15 protein-coding genes, 4 tRNA genes and 2 pseudogenes are annotated in these 17,061 nt (G+C 66.5%); 10 read left to right on the top strand and 11 right to left on the bottom strand.

Features of this window, described 5'->3' with window-relative positions; translation table 11 throughout:
• The first annotated feature begins 199 nt into the window (after positions 1-199).
• Positions 200-1,420 carry an O-antigen ligase family protein gene (locus VGP60_RS23580; RefSeq protein ID WP_327550244.1) on the top strand — a complete coding sequence of 407 codons (1,221 nt, stop codon included), beginning with the start codon at positions 200-202 and terminating at the stop codon, positions 1,418-1,420.
• Entirely contained in the window at positions 1,417-2,559 is a 1,143-nt protein-coding gene (locus VGP60_RS23585) for a glycosyltransferase (RefSeq protein ID WP_327550245.1), read from the top strand. Before VGP60_RS23580 ends, VGP60_RS23585 begins: the two co-directional genes overlap by 4 nt.
• Here the strand turns inward: VGP60_RS23585 and VGP60_RS23590 are convergent.
• A complete protein-coding gene (locus VGP60_RS23590) occupies positions 2,553-4,088 on the bottom strand; it encodes a sugar transferase (RefSeq protein ID WP_327550246.1) in 1,536 nt (511 codons plus the stop codon). The two genes, VGP60_RS23585 and VGP60_RS23590, sit on opposite strands and share 7 nt — an antisense overlap.
• A 420-nt stretch (positions 4,089-4,508) precedes the next feature.
• Positions 4,509-5,255, bottom strand: a complete 747-nt coding sequence (locus VGP60_RS23595) for a TetR/AcrR family transcriptional regulator (protein WP_327550247.1) — start codon at positions 5,253-5,255, stop codon at positions 4,509-4,511.
• A 113-nt stretch (positions 5,256-5,368) separates the two neighbouring features.
• Between VGP60_RS23595 and VGP60_RS23600 the strand changes: the two genes are divergently transcribed.
• The gene (locus VGP60_RS23600) at positions 5,369-5,851 is read left to right on the top strand and encodes a hypothetical protein (protein WP_327550248.1); all 483 of its coding nucleotides are present in this window, start codon (positions 5,369-5,371) and stop codon (positions 5,849-5,851) included.
• Between the two features lie 148 nt (positions 5,852-5,999).
• On the opposite strand, the gene VGP60_RS23605 is transcribed toward VGP60_RS23600, so the two are convergent.
• Positions 6,000-6,074, bottom strand: a tRNA-Val gene (locus VGP60_RS23605).
• Positions 6,075-6,459: 385 nt separating this feature from the next.
• Between VGP60_RS23605 and VGP60_RS23610 the strand changes: the two genes are divergently transcribed.
• From VGP60_RS23610 to VGP60_RS23625, 4 genes are all read left to right on the top strand, one after another.
• Positions 6,460-6,885, top strand: coding sequence for an SsgA family sporulation/cell division regulator (locus tag VGP60_RS23610; RefSeq protein ID WP_327550249.1), 426 nt, complete (start codon positions 6,460-6,462; stop codon positions 6,883-6,885).
• A gap of 127 nt (positions 6,886-7,012) precedes the next feature.
• A tRNA-Gly gene (locus tag VGP60_RS23615) sits at positions 7,013-7,085 on the top strand.
• Between the two features lie 89 nt (positions 7,086-7,174).
• Positions 7,175-7,246: transfer RNA gene (locus VGP60_RS23620), tRNA-Cys, on the top strand.
• Between the two features lies 1 nt (position 7,247).
• A tRNA-Val gene (locus tag VGP60_RS23625) sits at positions 7,248-7,322 on the top strand.
• Here the strand turns inward: VGP60_RS23625 and VGP60_RS23630 are convergent.
• On the bottom strand, positions 7,293-7,685 hold the full coding sequence (locus tag VGP60_RS23630; protein ID WP_327550250.1) for a site-specific integrase: 393 nt from the start codon (positions 7,683-7,685) through the stop codon (positions 7,293-7,295). The genes VGP60_RS23625 and VGP60_RS23630 overlap by 30 nt on opposite strands.
• Before the next feature lie 469 nt (positions 7,686-8,154).
• The gene (locus VGP60_RS23635; protein ID WP_327550251.1) at positions 8,155-8,832 is read right to left on the bottom strand and encodes a TetR/AcrR family transcriptional regulator; all 678 of its coding nucleotides are present in this window, start codon (positions 8,830-8,832) and stop codon (positions 8,155-8,157) included.
• A gap of 74 nt (positions 8,833-8,906) precedes the next feature.
• On the opposite strand from VGP60_RS23635, the gene VGP60_RS23640 reads away from it, so the two are divergent.
• Positions 8,907-9,638 (top strand): carboxymuconolactone decarboxylase, encoded by a 732-nt coding sequence (locus VGP60_RS23640; protein ID WP_327550252.1) that lies wholly within the window; start codon positions 8,907-8,909, stop codon positions 9,636-9,638.
• 349 nt (positions 9,639-9,987) lie between these two features.
• Here VGP60_RS23640 and VGP60_RS23645 read toward each other — a convergent pair whose 3' ends face one another.
• The 3 genes from VGP60_RS23645 to VGP60_RS23655 form a co-directional block, all read right to left on the bottom strand.
• A complete protein-coding gene (locus VGP60_RS23645) occupies positions 9,988-10,491 on the bottom strand; it encodes a DinB family protein (RefSeq protein WP_327550253.1) in 504 nt (167 codons plus the stop codon).
• Positions 10,492-11,052: 561 nt separating this feature from the next.
• A complete protein-coding gene (locus VGP60_RS23650; RefSeq protein WP_327550254.1) occupies positions 11,053-11,424 on the bottom strand; it encodes a hypothetical protein in 372 nt (123 codons plus the stop codon).
• A gap of 107 nt (positions 11,425-11,531) precedes the next feature.
• Positions 11,532-12,533 (bottom strand): SDR family NAD(P)-dependent oxidoreductase, encoded by a 1,002-nt coding sequence (locus tag VGP60_RS23655; RefSeq protein ID WP_327550255.1) that lies wholly within the window; start codon positions 12,531-12,533, stop codon positions 11,532-11,534.
• 151 nt (positions 12,534-12,684) lie between these two features.
• On the opposite strand from VGP60_RS23655, the gene VGP60_RS23660 reads away from it, so the two are divergent.
• Positions 12,685-13,299, top strand: a complete 615-nt coding sequence (locus VGP60_RS23660; RefSeq protein ID WP_327550256.1) for a TetR/AcrR family transcriptional regulator — start codon at positions 12,685-12,687, stop codon at positions 13,297-13,299.
• A gap of 158 nt (positions 13,300-13,457) precedes the next feature.
• The gene (locus VGP60_RS23665; protein ID WP_327550257.1) at positions 13,458-14,345 is read left to right on the top strand and encodes a TIGR03560 family F420-dependent LLM class oxidoreductase; all 888 of its coding nucleotides are present in this window, start codon (positions 13,458-13,460) and stop codon (positions 14,343-14,345) included.
• Between the two features lie 834 nt (positions 14,346-15,179).
• Here VGP60_RS23665 and VGP60_RS23670 read toward each other — a convergent pair.
• The 3 genes and pseudogenes from VGP60_RS23670 to VGP60_RS23680 form a co-directional block, all read right to left on the bottom strand.
• Positions 15,180-16,205, bottom strand: a complete 1,026-nt coding sequence (locus tag VGP60_RS23670) for a WYL domain-containing protein (protein ID WP_327550277.1) — start codon at positions 16,203-16,205, stop codon at positions 15,180-15,182.
• Positions 16,139-16,291 (bottom strand): annotated as a pseudogene (locus VGP60_RS23675) (HTH domain-containing protein); the annotation flags it as partial. The pseudogene VGP60_RS23675 and the gene VGP60_RS23670, both read right to left, overlap by 67 nt.
• Positions 16,292-16,310: 19 nt before the next feature.
• Positions 16,311-16,863: pseudogene (locus VGP60_RS23680) on the bottom strand (NADP-dependent oxidoreductase); the annotation flags it as partial.
• Positions 16,864-17,061: the final 198 nt, after the last annotated feature.

Here is a 17,061-nt window from a genome sequence, read left to right on the forward strand (position 1 = left end):
CCGGGCAGACCGGCCGGTATCACCTGGATGAGTGTCAGCATAGTAATATCAATGGTCCAGTCATTCGTTACACCGTTCGCTGGCGCGGAGTAGCCCGACTGCCGGAATCGTTATCAGCGCGGCCCCGAAGGGACCAATGAGCCTGAGCCGCCGTTCCCCGCTTAGTGACCTGACTCTCAACGGCGGTCGCCCTTCGGCGATGTCGACACGGGTGTGGCCGGTCGTCTGCGTGCTCGCGCTCGTCGTCGCCAGCGACTTCAAGTTCCGGCTCCGCGCCAACGACCAGTCCGTGGCCGGTAACGCGGACCCGTTCGTCCTGCTCGAGATCGCCGTCTACGCGCTGGTCGCGTGCTTCCTCTTCGTCAAGTTCCGCCCGACGACCCGCGTGCGCCGGGTGAACGTGCTGACGTTCCTCGGTTTCGCCTACGCCTTCATCCTGGCCGGATCCGCGCTCTATTCGCCGTATCTCTCCCTCGCGCTCGTGCGAGGTGCCCAGGTGCTGGTGATCCTCGCGCTGGGCCGGTCGATCGCGCGGCACGGGAACCTCGCCGACATCCACCGGATCGCGCACGGGTTCATCCTGCTGATCACCGGTTCCGTGCTGTTCGGGGTGCTCGTCCCGTTCCCGCAGCTGCGGACCCAGGCCGGCCGGTTCACCTGGCTGCACGTCCATCCCGTGCAGGCCGGGGAAATGCTGGCGATAGCCGTGGTGCTGCTGGCGGGATACCTGGTCGCCACCGGGCTGGACCGGGCGGGCCCGCGGTGGCGGCTGCCGGTCTACCTCGTCCTGCTGGCGATCTGCGGGGGCGGCCTGCTGGCGACCAAGACCCGCGGCGCGGTGATCGGCGCGATCGTCGGCGTGCTGGTCCTGGTCTGGACCAGATGGCGCGGGCAGCGCAAGGTCGAAGCCGGGGTGGTGCTGTCGGTGGTGCTGATCGCCATCGCGCTGACCAGTTCCGCGGCGATCGAGTCGTTCTTCGCCCGCGGCGAGTCGCTGGACCGGCTGGCGAGTTTGAATTCCCGCACCGATCTGTGGGGCTACGCCTTCGAACTGTTCCCGCAGCACCCGCTCTACGGGTTCGGGCTGACGGCGTCACGCGGGCTCTTCCTCGACAGCATCGGGCTCGGCGGCGGGCACAACGCACTGGTCAACCTGTTGATGGACACCGGAATCCTCGGCGCGCTCACCTGGCTCGCGCTGCTGGCGACGATCCTGCTCACCACCACCCGGCTTTCCCGTTCCCGGCCCGGATTCCAGGTCGACCGTGGGATGATCCTCGCGCTGACGCTCGCGATGATCGCGAACTCGGTGTTCACCGAAGGGCTCGGCGCCCCGGCCAACGTGGCCTGCACCTGGCTGTTCGTCATCGTCGCCTGGGTGAACCTCACGGTGAAACGCGCGGAAGGCGAACGGCTTTGACTTTGCCGCCACGGCTCGTATTGATGGCCCACGCCTCTTCGGAGCTCTACGGTTCGGACCGGGTCTTCCTCGAATCGGTCATCGCGATGGTCGAAGCCGGCTGGGAAGTCGTGGTGACGCTGCCACAGCCCGGACCGCTGGTCGACGCTGTCGAAAAAGCCGGTGCCATGGTCAGTTTTTGCCCGACACCGGTGCTGCGCAAGGCCGCGCTGCGCCCGGCCGGACTGCTGCGGCTGCTCGCCGAAACGGTCAAAGGCATCGCCCCGGCGTGGCGGCTCCTGCGGAACCACTACCCCGATCTGGTCTACGTCAACACGGTCACGGTGCCGTTGTGGCTTCCACTGGCCAGGCTGGCCAAAGCGAAGGTGATCGCCCACGTGCACGAGGCCGAGGACGCGGTGCCCTGGCCGATCCGCTACGCGCTCGCCTGGCCCCTGCGGTTCGCGGACACCGTGGTGGTGAACAGTCTGGCGACGTTCAAAGTGCTGATGGCCGCACAGCAAGTGCTCGCGGGGCGAATGGCGTTGGTCTACAACGGCGTTCCCGGCCCCGCCGAGGCCGAGGTCAAACAGGAACCGGCCAAACCACTGCGGATCCTGCTCGTCGGCCGGGTTTCACCGCGCAAGGGAACGGACGTCGCGGTCGAGGCGATGACGTTGCTGCGACGCGGTGGCACCAGGGCGAACCTGGACATCCTGGGCTCGGTGTTCCCTGGCTACGAATGGTTCGAGGAGCGCGTTCTCGAGTTGATCGACGCCGGGCTGCTCCGGGATTCGGTGCGCCTCAACGGTTTCCACAGCGACGTCTGGGAGGCCTACCGCAACGCCGACATCGCGATCGTGCCTTCGCTCGTCGAGCCGTTCGGCAATACCTCGGTCGAGGCTCAGCTCGCCGGGGTCCCGGTGATCGTGAGCGACGCGCAGGGCCTGCCGGAGACGGTCGACAATGGCCGGTTCGGCACCGTCGTGCCCGCCGGGGATCCCGCCGCGCTCGCCGCGGCGATCGAGTCACTGGTCGAAGACTGGCCCGCCACAAGGGAAAGGGCCGAGCTCGCACAGCGGGACGCCGGTGTCCGGTTCGCTGTGGAGCGCTACCGGCAGGAAATCGCCGGGCTCGCGGATGTCCTGGTGGTTCAGTAAGCGCCCTGGCCGACGACGACGGCGCGCACGGTCTTCCAGAGGATGACCATGTCGAGCGCGAGCGACCAGTCCTCGACGTAACGCAGGTCGAGCTTGATGCTCTCGTTCCAGGAGAGGTCACTGCGGCCGCTGACCTGCCACAATCCGGTGAGGCCCGGCTTCACGAGCAGGCGGCGGCGGGCGTCGGCGGCGTAGGTCTTGGTCTCCTCCGGCAGCGGCGGCCGGGGCCCGACCAGCGACATCTTGCCGGAGAACACGTTGAAGAGCTGGGGCAGCTCGTCGAGGGAGTACCGGCGGAGCAGCGAGCCGACGCGGGTGATCCGGGGATCCTTGCGCATCTTGAACAACGGCCCGGCGGCTTCGTTCGAGGCTTCGAGGTCCTTGCGGGCCTTGTCGGCGTCGGTGACCATCGTGCGGAACTTCAGCATGGTGAAGGTGTCACCGTCGCGGCCGACGCGGCGCTGCCGGTAGATGACCGGCCCGCGGTCGTTGAGCTTGATGGCGGCGGCGATGACCAGCAGCAGCGGCGCGAAGAGCGTCAGCATCAGGGCCGAGGCGAACCGGTCCACGATTTCCTTCACCAGCCGGCGGCCACCGGTGAACATCGGCGCGGTGACGCGCAGCAGCGGCATCCCGAGCACGCCGGAGACGTTGAGACGCGGACCGGCGACCTCCATGAGCACCGGTGCCACGACCATCTCGGCGGTGGTGCCTTCGAGGTCCCAGGCGAGCTGCTGGAGGCGGCGCGGGGTCCAGTACTGGTCGGCGGTCACCGCGACCACCCGGTAACCGCCACGGCGGACCTGGGCGGCGAGTTCGTCGAGCCTGCCGACGACCGGGACGCCGTCGACCTCTCCGTCGCCGCGATCCGCGCCGGTGCCGGTGAAGGTGCACACGGCTTCGACGCGCCAGCCGACGTGCGGCTCGATCCGGGTGCGCTCGATGAGGTCGCGGACGGTCTCCGGGCTGCCCGCGGCCATCACGGGCAGCAGGCAGCGGCCGTGGCGGCGCTGGTGGTGCAGGACGCGCCGCAGGACGTAACGCTGGGGGAAGGCGACGAGCGCGATGGTCGGGACGACGATGAACACCCACGCCTGGACGCCGAGCGCGCCGAAGAGCAGGCCACCCAGTGCGACGAGCACCCCGGCGGTGATCAGGCCTCGCCCGAGTCTTCGGTACTCCTCCGCCCCCTCGCCGAGCACCCGCTGGCTCCAGGCGCGGCTGATCGGCAGGGAGCACAGGACGGCGGCGGCCGTGCCGAGCGCGTGCATGTCATGCGGGGCGAACTTGTCGATGATCGCCGCGGCGATGGCGATCACGAGCGCGGTGGCGAAAACGTCACTGGCGATGACCCACGCCCGATAGCGGGCCTCCCAGGCCGTCGAGGGCGTGCTGGGTGCCGATTTTTCGACTGTCGCGGCGGCCTCCGCCACGCGGACCGGTCGTGGAGAAGGGCGGGGAATCGCCTGAAGATCGATATGCGGAAGTACGTCACTAATCGGTGATGGTGACCGCACCGACTCGTCCATGGGACCTCCCGCATCGTTGACTGATGTGAGTTCGCGCATCACTTCGAGTGAACGAAAGTGACTTCGGAGAGTAACCGACTGAGCTATACAATCAGTTACCAAACGGGCGACACACGCCAAGGTATCGGTGACTCTCACGGCAGCGTTACACCGGTCACAAACGGATTTCGGCCGCCGAGTCGCGCAAACGACCACCCGGAAGATAACGAGAACATGACGACGGGTGACAGGCGGGTCTGGATTAAACAACTACGCAACGTAGCCAGAAAATGAATGACTTACGCCGAATGGCGGGTATTACTCCAATTGGCGGATCAGTGGTGCATTTTCCACAGTGGACACTTCAGTGCGGTTTCGTCCAATGAGGACGAAAGGGGACACCGGACGCCTTTGTGGATCCTTTGCCGCCCGCCCCCGCGATCATCGCGGCCCGCATCGGCGTTCGTCAGTGATGAGCCATTCGACAAATATTTCGTCACATACCAATCCGTCACGGCGAGCGGGACGTCCGTCGCGAGCGGACCAGTGCCGAACGCCCACTGGCGACATTGTGACCGGCCCCACAGGAGAACCGCGTGTCACGCCGCCACCGCGGCGACCACCAGGTCGACGACCTGCGCGGCGAAATCGTCGGGCACGGGCCGCCTGGCGGATCATCACCCGCGCCCACACCGCACCGGCGAGCAGGTCGAGAACGAGCATCGGATCCACTCCCGCGCGCAGGTCACCACGCCTTTCGGCGCGCTCGAAAACGACCAACTCCTTCGCCAGCCTGTCCGCGAAGTACGTCTTCGCCAGCTCGGCGAGATGCGGCCTTCCCACATTGGCCGCGAGCGCGCCGGCGATCACCGCCACGGTCGGTTCGGTGTGGAGCAGTCGCAGAACGTGTTCGGTCAAGCCGAGCAGATCCCCGCGCAGACTGCCGGTGTCGGGCACCGCCAGCTCCAGCAGCGAGGAGTCGAGCAGCGCGGCACCCAGCAGGGCGTCCTCGGCGGGCCACCAGCGGTAGATGGTCGTCTTGTTGACCCCGGAGCGTGCCGCCACTCCCTCCATGGTCAACCCGTCGTAACCGTGCTCCAGCAGTTGCAAAGTGGCGGTGAAGATCGCCTCAGCCTGCCTCGGGCCGCTCCCGGGGCGCCTGGCACCACTCATCGCATGCGCGGTCATCCCGGAAACACTACGCAACGTTGCGTTGCATTTCCGAAAAAAAGGGACGCGCTCATGACCGACGATCCGCTGCCAGTGGTCCTCGTGCACGGCATCCGGGTGAGCGGCACGATGTGGCGGAGCGGGTCGCCGGGCTCGTGGCCTTCGGCTGCACCACTTTGCCGACGCCCGCCCGCGCGCGTCCTTATCTCTTGGCCGCGGGCTTGTTCGCCCGGCGGCCCGACAGCGGGGCCCGCCTCACGCGATTCCTGAGCACCGCTCTACTGGGCCGCGAGACCGCCGCCGCATTCACCGGCGGCGGCGTCTCCAATGCCGCGATCCCCGACGTCGTCGACGCCATCCTCGCCCGGAACCCGCTCGCCGACCTGCGCGGCTATCCCGGCCCGGCGTGGCTCGTCAATGGCGCCAAGGACCATTTCCGTACCGATGAGCGGCAATTCGTCGCCGCCTGTCGCGACGGGCGGCTCGAATTGCTCCCGGGTGCGGGACACCTGGCCCCGCTGACCGCCGCCGCCGATGTGACGCGATTCATCGACAACACCGCCTTTCGGCTGAAGTTGCCCGATCAGGCAACTCCGATGCCCGAAAAACCGTAGGGGCACAACAGAAAGCCCCGACGCGGCGCACTCGCAAGTGGACCGCGCCCGCCATGACGACGACCGTTGAAAGCCGCCAGGCATGACCATTGGGCGTATAACATGAAAAGGGCCCCGACGCAGATCGGGGCCCTGAACACGCTAAAGCTGGTGGGCGATACTGGTATCGAACCAGTGACCTCTTCGGTGTGAACGAAGCGCTCTCCCACTGAGCTAATCGCCCGCTCGCGGTGTGGAAGGAACTCTACCGCACCACTTTCAGGCCCCGGCAAACGGGTGGTTCACCGCGGGCACGGTGTGTCGGCGGGCCGCCACGGAACGAACAAACCCGAGCTAACCGAGGTTGTGCGGATGCGGCGGCGAAAGTGACGGCTCCGACATCCGTGCGACGGTGCTACCGCGCGGGAAGTAAACCGGTCAGTATGTACAGAGGACGACCAGCAGGGGTGGATGCCGACGGCTGCGCGTCGAGGGTGATGATGGCTGGACGAAGACGTTGACGACCCATACGGGTGATCTGCGGAGATCCCATGACGGAATCGACGTTCTCGCGCGTCACATCATCAGCACTCGGTCAACCCGGCCGGGAAGGGAGGAAGGGTAGGACGATGCGCAACGATCACGTGACGCTCCGCTCGACGGCGGTCTTCGACCTGCTGGCCCCGCGGACGCCCGCGGTTCCGGTGAAGGTGGAGCTGCGCTACGACACCCGGGACCCGTACGCGGTCGTCGCCGCCTTCCGGACCGGTCGCGCCGGCTGGGTCGAATGGGTCTACGCCCGGGACCTCCTCGCCGACGGCCTCCTCGCCGACGCCGGAGACGGCGATGTGCGCATCCGCCCCTCGGTGGAAGACCCCGAGGCCGTCGTCATCGAACTGAACTCGCCGTCAGGCCACGCCATGTTCGAGGCGTCGGCACAGGAACTGGCCGACTTCCTCGACCGGACCTACGACGTCGTGCTGCCCGGCAACGAGCACCTGTGGGTCGACGTCGACGACGCCCTCACCCACCTCATCCCCAACGATTTGAGCTGATGACAGGCTTCCGACACCGAATGGCCACCCCCCGTGCAGGGGCCGAATCGGGGTCCGATATGGTTTTAACACACCACGGCGACGGGGTTGCGGCTCTTACAGAGTCACAAAAACGGAGTCATGGAGTGCGGACGTGGCGCAGCTGGTAGCGCATCACCTTGCCAAGGTGAGGGTCGCGAGTTCGAATCTCGTCGTCCGCTCGACTGCGGCAACACCCCGCAGCAGGGGCCGTATAAGGTAGGGCTGTAAGGTACCAAAGCCCTACCGAGATATGGTACTCCGGCATTATGGCGGAGTGGCCGAGTGGTTCAGGCAAGGGCCTGCAAAGCCCTGTACGCGGGTTCGATTCCCGCCTCCGCCTCGCGCGATTAGCTCAGCGGGAGAGCGCTTCCCTGACACGGAAGAGGTCACTGGTTCAATCCCAGTATCGCGCACCACCATGAAAAGTACCCCTGACCAGCACGGTCAGGGGTACTTTTCTTTTGTCCACAGTGGAACTGCCAGGGCCCGATTCGCTGCCGAGTGACTGACTTCATCAGGTTGAGCTGATGCCGGTAGATCTGCTCCGTGACGGCCGACCCCTTGTGGCCGCAAAGGCGAGAGATCTCTTCGATCGGCACGCCGCTGTCCGATAGCAGTGAGACGAAGCTGTGTCGTAGCTCACGTGGGGTCCACTCCCCCGTTTCCAGCCCGGCCGCCTTCGCCACCAACCGGAACGCCCGGCGGACATTGCCCGCCAGCAACTCGGTGCCCGTTCGGGTGGCGAAGACCAGATCGTTGTCCTGCCACTTCTCCCCCACTCGAGTCCAAACCTTTCCCTGCGCCCCCGCAAGTCCTCCAGGGCATCCACGCACCGCTGGGGCATCGCCAACGTTCGGCGAGACTTCCGGGTCTTGGTGTCGCCGTCGCCCCGGACCGACCTCCACACCCGGATGCTGGCAGGAGCGGCGGCGTCGCGTCGAGATTCCCTTGCAGATCAACGTGCGACCACGTGAGCGTGCGCATCTCCTCGGTCCGAGCGCCCGCGAGGAGAGACACCACCACGTACGCCCGGATCGTCGGTGAGGACACTTCCAACGCGGCTGTCAGCGAGCTTCCGCCTGATCCAGCTGCCGTTCGCGGCGTTGGGCGGCGAGGACATCGGGATGGCGGGCGTTGGCGTTGCACCACCGCAAGTAGCCGTGCAGAGCGCATAACCTTGACTGGAGGGCGTCGGATGCCGACTCGTTGGAGTTCGGGAGCTCCTTTGCGGCGGTTGCGGTTCGCCGGCTACGTCGACCGGACGACGTCAGGATCCGCGGCCGCGGCCGGCGGGGTGAGGCCGACGAGTTTGGCGAGGAAGCGGTCGATCTGTTCCTCGGCGGGCGGCCATGGCAAGTCGGGCTCGTTGATGCGTTGCGTCAGCATGCCGTTCACGGCGGTCCGGAGGTCGATCGTGACGGTGGCCGCGTCGTCGGCCGGGGCGAGTCCGGCGTCCATGCAGTCCTGCACGGCCACACTGGTGCGCTCGGCCAGTACCTTCTTGAACGGCATGCCCAGCCGCCGGTGCACCTTGCTTTCGTGGAGCACCTTGTAGAGGCCGGGATGCTCCTGCGCCCATGCTGCCTGCGCCAGGATGCGTGCGCGTAGCGCGGCCGCCGGGTCACCGCATTCCGCGGCGGCCGCGTCGCCTGCATCGACCAACTGTTCGTGGCAGCGCCGCAGGACCGCCAGCACGAGCGCGTCCCGGTCCGGAAAGTGCAGGTAGACCGAGGTCGCGGCGATCGACACCGCGCGCGCCACGGCACGCAATGACAGTGCCTCGTCGTCGGCGATGTCGTCGAGCATCCTCGCGGCGGCCACGGTGATCTCCTCGCGCAGCAGATCACCGTGGCCTCGCGCGTTGGGCCGCCGTCGGGGAGCGGGCTTCGAGGTCTGTCCCATGATCTCGCCAGTGTAGCTGGACAACCATTGCGCTACACCTGTAGTGTCTCTTCAGACTACAGGTGTAGCGCTACGACCGTCTACCTACAGGAGTTCCCTTGAGTACTACGACCGAGACGAACCCCGCGACCAACCTGGAGCGGCTGGCCGCGGTGGACCCAGTGTTCGCCCAGATGGTCGGCGCCACCGCCGGGCACGCCCGGGCGATTCCCGAACTGACCGACCGCGAGAAGACCTTCCTGTGCGTGGTGGCCGACGTCTGCCAGGCGAGCCTCGGATTCGCGTTCGAGGCACACGTCAGAACGGGCTTGGCCCACGGCGTGTCCACTGCGGACATTCGCGCACTGTTGCGCTTCGTTTCTTACGACTGCGGGTACCACGCGGCCACCGCAGGCTTCGAACGGCTCGCCGAATTCGAAGCCGGGAACGGCATTCCACGCCCGGAGGTCGAGCCGCTGTCCGACGACCTCCTCACGACCGGCCCTGGCGCGGCACCCAGCCCGCTGCCGGAGGCGGTCCGCACCCAACTGAGCGAACTGGACGACCACTTCCTCGAGCACTTCGACCTGCAATCCCGGATGCGTTCCGGACACGGTCCGGACACACTCACCGAGCGGGAGCGCGGATTCGCGAGCCTGAGCGTCGACGTGCACTACCAGACGTTGGACGAGACGTTCCACGCGCACATCGGCCGCGCCGTGCGCGGCGGCGCTTCCCGTGACGACGTCCGCGCCGTCCTGCGCTTCAACGCCCAGTTCGGCGTGACAAGGGCCTGGCACGGCTGGAAAGCACTCAACGCGTACTTCGCCGGACTCGACCCGACAGACTGACGCCAACTGGGCAGGAATTCACGAACCGAGTGCAGTACCTGTGCAGGCGACAGCAGCCATCGCCACCTTCACCGACTGTCGCCTGCACGAGCCTTGCGGGATACCCACCGGAGAGATCGCGATCTCAGGACCTTCGACCAGCACCGAAGAGTACGGGTGTGCAGCAGGTGGTCACCGGCGAAGAGCATCGGGTCATCGGCATAGGAGGCCCAACGCCGCTCCGCGAGCTTCATCGGCGTGTCCGGACACGGGATGTCTTGCAGTCGTCGCAGGGAGTCCACGACTTCCACTCGTCGTCCTCCACCGACCACTGCAGCGCCGGGGACACGTGCTTGGTAGCGCCGAAGTTTCACGGGTTTGGCTGTCGAGATGGGGTCTGATCGATCTGTTCGCGAAGGATGTCGCCGTGTCCTGCGTGCCGGGCGAATTCTTCGATCATGGCGAGCAGGGTCCATCGCATGCTGACTGTTCCTTCACGGGGATTGTCCTTGGTGTCGTCGAGGCTGAAGCGGGAGGCGATCACACGTGATCGTTGGCTTGCACGCTCGAACTCGGCGATCACGTCGGCCAGGGATTCGTCGTCTGCGACGGTGAAGGTGCCCTCGTCTCGGTTCGAGTATCCGTCGCATTCGGATTCGTCGAGTCCCGCCCAGAATCGTTGGAACCAGATCCGTTCGGCGGCCGCGGCATGCTTGATCAATGAGATCGGTGTCGTCAGTGACGGGACGAGTCGTCGGCGGGCGTCGGCTTCGGAGAAGCCGCGTGCGGTCTCGGTCAGGGCTTCGCGGTTGCGATCGAGCATGTTCTCGATGATCGCTCGCTCGACGCCATTGGTAATTCTGTTGGTACTCATGGGTTTTCGCTCCATTCTCTTGCGCGGCTGAGAAATCTGCGTGGTCCTGCCTCGGTCGGCGTGGTTGGCGACAAGGCTGCGGTTGAGTGTGGGATTGCGGACAACGTCGACGCATCCAGAAACTGGAACGAGCTGGGGATGTGGGAGCGTTCGAAAGTGCTCACCGCTTTGATGTGCCGGGAGCGTGTCGATGCGGGCGGACTGAAACACCGCAGCCGAGGTCACTCCAGGTCAGGAGCCGAACGAGTCGCTGACGCCTAGTGACGGTAGGTCCCAGGTTATCCCATGGCCTCGTCGAGGGTAGTTTCGCGGGTAGGTCGACGAGGAGCGACCCTGCGAACCTGCGTGCGGAGGGTGCCGCCCGGCGGCAGACCGACCAGTGTGCCGAACACCAGCGCGTACCCGTGCGTATCGGACAGCGCGACAGAACGATCCCCGGGATGGCCGGAAGCACGCGGGTCAGTATGTCGCGGCCGCGGATCACCGCCAGACCGCCCAGGCAGGCCCCCAGGCAGAAAGTCGCGCCGGAGTTCCCCATCCCGGCACGTCCGAACGCCAGGCTCACCCCGGCGAACCACAGTGCGCCGAGCACGAAAACACCGACGGTGGTCCCCGATCGCATCGTTGCGCCGTCACCAGCGCGACGACCGCCAGCAGCACCAGGTTGCTCACCGTCCCCACCACACCGCCGTCCTGGACCACCACGTACGTCAGCACGCGCCAGACCTGGCCGTGGTGTTCAATCTGGTTCGGCTCGCGTTCGAGCGCGCGCAGCAGCGGAGGGAACACGAATTGCGGCATCGACGGGATCGCCACCACCAGCCACAGCACGACGGCTGGTAGCGGGACCGGCGGGTGCGGACGGCGCCCAGCCTGCTGCAGCAGGCGCCCGGCCACCCACGACGCGGGTCGGCCGAAGCCGCGGTCTCGCATCCCCGCCACACGTCCTTGATCCAGGAAGACGCGCTCGTCACTGGAGGCTCCAGAGGGAGTGTTGTGTTCCCGACGCCGACAGTCGACGCCGCCGGTGGCGGTCTCCTCTACGACGCCGCCGTCTCGCGTGTTGCGGGATGGCCGATGAGGTCCAGCGACACCGTCCACAGCTGCTGGGCGGCGTCGGGGTCGAGCGCCCATTCCTTGACACCGTGGCTGTTGTCGAACAGATCCGCGTCGTTGCCTACGGTGTAGGCCTCGCGTCCGTCATCGAGGTAGTGGCCGCCGGTTCGGGCGAATTCGGGGGCGACCGCCGCGACGAGTGTCGTGGCGGCCCCCTGCTGGGCGGTCTTGTAGACGAAGACTCCAGATGCCTCGGCTGCGGCCAAATAGTCCTTTTGCTTTGGGGTGAAGTCCCGTTGCAGGCCGGTGGAGACGCCCCCGGGGTTGACCGCGTTCGCGACAATGCCGTCGGCGGCCCACCGGCGCGTGGCTTCGACCGCGAAGAGCGAGTTGGCTGTCTTGGACTGCGAGTACGCGGCCTGAGGGTCGTATTCGCGCCGCTCGAAGTGGATGTCGTCGAACACGACCGGCGACCTCATGTGTCCCGTGGAACTCAGCGAGACGATACGGGCCTCACCCCGTTCGCGGGCTCCTTTGGCGAGGGCTTCGTGCAGGCCGAGGCTCAGGGCGAAGTGGCCAAGGTGATTTGTGGCGAATTGAAGTTCCCAGCCTTCCGAGGTTCGGACAAGGTCGCTGACGATGACGCCGGCGTTGTTGATCAGGATGTGCAGTGGCCCGGTCCACCGGTGGGTGAACTCGGCGATGGAGGAACTGTCGACGAGATCCAGCGCGCTGACGTGAACCTTGCCGTTGCCGGTCGACTCCGCGATGTCCTCGGCAGTCTTCGCGCCGGCGCTGGTGTTGCGGACCGCGAGGGTGACCTCTGCTCCGGTGCGCGCGAGGGAGCGGGCCGTCTCCACGCCGATCCCCGACGACGCGCCGGTGACGATGGCGCGGACGCCGGCGAGGTCGAGGCCCGCCACGACGTCGTCAGCGGTGCTGCTGGCATCGAATCGGGTTGTGATCAGTCGATGAGGTGTTGGCATGGAGGCCTCCTGAAGGACGAACGTTCACCGCGGTGGAGGCCGATCGGGTCCTATCCGCGTGACAACCAACCGGCAGTAGTCCCGGCTGAACCGACTATACTTTATCGGCTTAGTTTGTCTAGGTCGTCTCGCTGGTGGTACGCTAGCGCCCGTGAGCGACCCGGAGTCCGTCATCGTCGAAGAGGGTCAGAATGAGAGTGGCCGACGGGAGTACGTCCTAGGAGCCGCTCTCGAGACCTTCGCCCGCTACGGGTACAGGAAGGCGTCAATGGATGATGTCGCCCGGGCTGCCGGCATCTCCCGGCCCGGTCTGTACTTCCTGTTCACCTCGAAGCAGAACCTGTTCCGGGCCGCCGTCACCCACGCCCTCAACAGCGATGTCGATGCCGCGAAGCGGTCTCTGGCAGACAGTAAGCGCCCGCTTCGCGATCGGCTGATCGAAGCGTTCGACTTATGGACCGGGCGTTACATCGGTCCCATGGCGAAAGAGGTCGCCATCTTGATCGAGACCAATCCGGAACTGCTGGGCCCTATTGTCATCGACTATCCCAAGCGTTTTCTCGAGATGGTCACTGCTGCCATCGCGGCCGACCTGCCTTCTGAGCGCGCAGGTATGGCAGAGGACATGGCCCGGACGTTGCTGAGCACTGCCGGTGGCATCAAGCACGAAGCGACCACTCGAGAAGAGTTTGTCGCGCGAATGACCATCGGCGTCGACCTTTTCATGTCAGCCCTCAATTGCGGCATACGGCACGCCCATTCTTAACGTCGATTCGTCGGGTGTAGCTGTTCCCTGATTCGTTCCTGGGCGCTCTCCGATGAACAAATGCGGAGGCACGCAACCGCCGCCCCGCACCGGATTCCCCGTTGTGGCAAGGTGAGGACAGGGCCCTCGTAGATGTGGCCCGACGAGAGGAGTACTTCGTGGCGGAACTGGCGGTCGGGGCGTGGGTGAGTCCCGCGTGGTCCCCCGAGGACGTGCTGGCAGTGGCGGGTGAGGCCGAGCAGGCCGGCTACGACAGCGTGTGGATGGCGGATCACTTCATGGCCAACTCCGGTACCGAGGAGGTCGCGGAGCCGGTGATGTACGAGTGCTTCAGCCTGCTGGCCGCGCTGGCGGCGGCGGTGCCCCGTGTCCGGCTGGGCAGCTTGGTCGCCGGTATCACCTACCGGCACCCGGCCGTACTGGCGAACACGGCGGCGACCATCGACGCGCTCAGCGGCGGCCGCCTGGTGCTCGGTGTGGGCGCGGGCTGGCAGCTCAACGAGCACGCCGCCTACGGCATCCAGCTCGGTTCCGTCCGTGAGCGTATCGACCGGTTCGAGGAAGGCCTGACCGTGCTCAGGGGACTGCTGACCGAGCCGCGGACCACGATCGCCGGCGAGTACTACACGATCACCGACGCGCCGCGCGTACCCGTCGTCCGCCCACGGGTTCCGATCCTGATCGGCGCCAGCGGGGAACGCCGCATGCTCGGCATTGTCGCCGAACACGCGGATGAGTGGAACTGCTGGTCGACGCCCGAAGTCTTCGCGCAGAAGTCCGCCGTCCTCGACGAGCACTGCGAGCGGATCGGCCGCGACCCGCGGTCCATCCGCCGCACCACGCAGGCGATGCTGCAGCCCGGGAAGGAGACGTCGACGCCTGGGCGATTCGTCGTCGGTGGCTCCGAACAGCAGATCGTCGACGCGATCGGCCGTTGGCGCGAGGCCGGCCTGGACGAGCTGATCGTCCCGACCTTCGGCGCGGTGGACGAAGCCCGGGAGCTGTACTCCTGGCTGCAGAAGGAAATCTTCCCTCAGGTGCGCTGAGGGATCAGCGGCATCGGTGTCGCCCACACCGATGCCGCGGGCGGTCACCAGGACGGAATCCAGCGTTCTGGCTCAGCGGTGGCGAGGTTCGATAGCGCAGCGGATGTCCTCCGGTCGCGCGCGTCGGAACCCGCCGGAACGAGGGCGCACCACCGTGAAAAGTACCCCTGGCCAGCACGGTCAGCGGTACTTTTCATTTGTCCACTGTGGAGCCGCCAACTCCCGATTCGCCTCCGATTGACTATTGGCGGGTAAGGCAACGTGGCGTGTCGCAGGATGCCCTGAACGACGCGTTGAGGTCATCGAGTGACACGAACGCGCCGTTCAGGGCATCGCAGGTCAGGCGGCCGCGTGGGTGGCTCGTGAGTGGCAACAAGTGTTAGAACACTCGTTGCCACTCACGACCCACCTGCCCAGCGGAACCGTCCGCACGACCGTTTCGCACTCCCGACTGTCCGCTTCACATTGCACCGTTGATCGGCGATGTCGCAAACGCGCCGTTACGGGCTCAACATCACTAACGGCCCGTTTGCGACATCCCGAGCCACGCCACATTCGCCTTTCCCATCAATAACTGAGTGGCTACGCCTCCAGCTCAGCACCACGGCGGGGAAGATCTCGTTCATCGCTGTAGCCCCTTCTCCATCATCGGGTTGTGCTAATGCCGGTAGATCTGCTCTGTGACGTTCCCGTTCGGGTGGTGAGCCCCTCAGCAAGAATCGTCCGGTTCCGCTTGGTGTTTCCTCGCGCCCATTGAGCCCGTACGACAGCCAGTCCCCCACCACGTCGGCGATCGTGAAGTTGCTGCCGGCGGTGAGCTCGCCATCATCGTGGTCACGAAGGATTCGGTGAGCTTGTTCTTCGCCTCGGATCCCTCTTGGTCAGAACTGTCACACCTGACCAGTTATGAGAAATGGCCCAGGTTCTCTCCGGTGTCGGCAATAGTTGCCCATCGGCGTGCGAGGCGTCGGCACGCGTGGACGAGCTCGGGTGGATGGAGGCCGGTGAGTTCGGTATCGAAGGTGGCGAGGATGCCGGCGATGCGGCCCAGGACCAGGCGCCGAGAGTCAGCCGGCAGTGCTCGGTGTCGACGTGTTCCACGACGGAGCCGCCTGGTGCCCAGCGGGCCACGATGTGAGCGGGCAGGTTGAGTCGGGCGGTCCCGGTGCATTGCCAGGCGGCGGAGGTGTCGCCGCGGTCGTGGGTGCTCATCACGAAGTGAGCGAGGTCGTCGCCGGGAAGCGCGCGGGCGGAGAAGTGCTGCGTGGTGGGGCGGGGGTGCAGTCGGTCGACGCGGTGCACTCGCCATTGGTGATCGGTGAGGTCATAGGCGACCAGGTACCACCGGGCGGCCCAGACGACCAGGCGGTGAGGCTCGATGCGGTGGGCGGGCAGGAAGTCGGGGTCACCTGGTTCGGGGCGTGTGCCGTCGGGACGCAGTGTCTCGGTGACAAGGAGGTGGCGGTGGCGTACCGCGGTTCCGACGGCGGTGAGGGCGGCCGGGTCGATGGGGGCGCGGGGAACTCCCAATAGTTCTGCAGCCGGGTCAGGCGCAGTGATTCCATCGATGCCCGCAGCGCAGGGGGCATGACCTGGTGCAGGGTGGCCAATGCCCGCGCCGTGTCGTCTCCGAGGCCGAACATCGTGCTTGGCGCGGTTTGCAGGGCCACCGCGACCGCGAGGGCCTGGTCGTGGTCGAACAGCAGCGGCGGCAGGGTTCGCCCGGTGCCAAGCCGGTAGCCGCCGCCGGGGCCGTGGATGGTGGCGACCGGGTAGTCGAGCCGGCGCAGGGTTTCGATGTCGCGGCGGACAGTGCGTTCGCTGGCCCCGAGCCGGGTGGCGAGTTCGCGCAGCGACCACTGCCGTCCTGATCCGAGCAGGGACAGCAGCCGCAACGCCCGATGTGAGGTGTTCGCCATCGTCCCATCATGACCGGTAGTGGCCATTCGATGTCCACTACCGGTCGTCCGCTCCTGCGGATCCGATCACCCGGGAAGCACCAAGGAGCTTCGCGAGCTGGCCGACTTGGCTGCCCACTGCGCCGGCCGCGCCGGAGACGAAGACGACATCGCCGGCCTTCAGCTGCGCGATCCTGCGCAGTCCGGCGTACGCCGTCAGCCCGGTCGTGCCCAGCACGCCGAGGTACGCCGACAACGGGGCGGCGTCCGCGTCGACGGCTGTCACCTCATCCGCGTCGAGCAGAGCGTATTCACGCCAGCCCAGCATGTGCCGCACGTGCTGTCCCACCGTGAACTTGTCCGATGCGGACTCGACAACGACGCCGACGGCACCGCCGTCCATCGGGCGGCCCAGCCGGAACGGTGGCACGTACGACTCGACATCGTCCATCCGCCGACGCATGTAGGGGTCGACCGACAGGTACCGGTTGCGGACAAGGACCTGCTCACCCACAGGGGCGGCCACCGTGCCTTCCCGGAGAGCGAAATCGGCAGGTTGCGGACGACCCGTCCGGCCGGGCAACCAGATGCCATTCCCGGCTGATGAGGTAGCTGCTCATGAACGTTCTCTCATAGGTTCTCAGAGGTAAACCTGGTCGGTCAGCGTCGAACTGGAGAACGGCGCGAGCGAATCTATGCCGCACTTCGGAGGCTGAACAATCGGCGCCGCGGCTGGTTAAGGGAATCGTAAGGTGGCGGCGATTACGGTCGGCGCCGTCGCCGGCCCTGGCTTGGGGCGGCCCCAAGATCAGGGAGTC

It is taken from the genome of Amycolatopsis sp. (assembly GCF_036008905.1).
Taxonomy (GTDB): Bacteria; Actinomycetota; Actinomycetes; order Mycobacteriales; family Pseudonocardiaceae; genus Amycolatopsis.

Coding starts and splice junctions, on each gene's coding strand:
- VGP60_RS23580 (WP_327550244.1), top strand. CDS start 200: ATGTCGACACGGGTGTGGCCGGTCGTCTGCGTGCTCGCGCTCGTCGTC.
- VGP60_RS23590 (WP_327550246.1), bottom strand. CDS start 4,088: ATGGACGAGTCGGTGCGGTCACCATCACCGATTAGTGACGTACTTCCG.
- VGP60_RS23595 (WP_327550247.1), bottom strand. CDS start 5,255: ATGACCGCGCATGCGATGAGTGGTGCCAGGCGCCCCGGGAGCGGCCCG.
- VGP60_RS23610 (WP_327550249.1), top strand. CDS start 6,460: ATGCGCAACGATCACGTGACGCTCCGCTCGACGGCGGTCTTCGACCTG.
- VGP60_RS23645 (WP_327550253.1), bottom strand. CDS start 10,491: ATGAGTACCAACAGAATTACCAATGGCGTCGAGCGAGCGATCATCGAG.
- VGP60_RS23650 (WP_327550254.1), bottom strand. CDS start 11,424: ATGCGAGACCGCGGCTTCGGCCGACCCGCGTCGTGGGTGGCCGGGCGC.
- VGP60_RS23655 (WP_327550255.1), bottom strand. CDS start 12,533: ATGCCAACACCTCATCGACTGATCACAACCCGATTCGATGCCAGCAGC.